2 protein-coding genes are annotated in these 613 nt (G+C 57.9%); both read right to left on the reverse strand.

The genetic code is table 11. The features are described 5' to 3' along the window. The coding region (tnpB, locus tag IEX27_RS21120) for an IS66 family insertion sequence element accessory protein TnpB (protein WP_188723034.1) at positions 1–302 on the reverse strand (302 nt) is incomplete at its 3' end. Beyond that, a partial coding sequence (gene tnpA / locus IEX27_RS21125; RefSeq protein WP_188723035.1) for an IS66-like element accessory protein TnpA occupies positions 283–613 on the reverse strand: 331 nt, incomplete at its 5' end. The genes tnpB and tnpA, both read right to left, overlap by 20 nt.

Here is a 613-nt window from a genome sequence, read left to right on the forward strand (position 1 = left end):
TCGATGCCATCGAGGATCCAGTGGAGTTGCTCTGTCGTCAGCGTCACCACCGCAGTTTCCCGGCGGGGCCACCTGAACCGGTCTTCCGTTAGCTTCTTCAGGACCATAACAAACCCGGACCGATCAAAGAACAAGAGCTTCACCCGGTCACGCCTGCGATTGCAGAAGGCAAACACCGATGGAGCAAACGGGTCCAGCTCCATCACCTCTTGCACAAGGACCGCGAGGCTGTTGATGCCCGCGCGGAAGTCGATGGGTTCCCGATGGAGGTAGACCTTCAGATCAGCGCCCAGTCTGAACATGGCTCAACGCTCCTATGATTGCCGCCAGACCATCGACATCGCTGCATTCCAGCGTCAGGCTGATCCCGTTCGGCAGCACCGCGCTCAGCCTGGATGCATGAGATCGCTTGCCGACCGGCTCCACATTCGTCGGTGGACCGCTGGCAGAAGACGACTGCATATCCGTAGCTATCTGAACCGGAACGAACGTAGATACCGCAGGTAAAGCACTATCTTCTTTGGCTCTCTTTACCCACTTGCGAACGAGATTGGCGTTGACGCCGTGCTCCAGAGCTAGACGCGAAACCGAAACGCCGGGCTCTAAACACGCT

It is taken from the genome of Nitratireductor aestuarii (assembly GCF_014641695.1).
Classification (GTDB): Bacteria; Pseudomonadota; Alphaproteobacteria; order Rhizobiales; family Rhizobiaceae; genus Chelativorans; species Chelativorans aestuarii.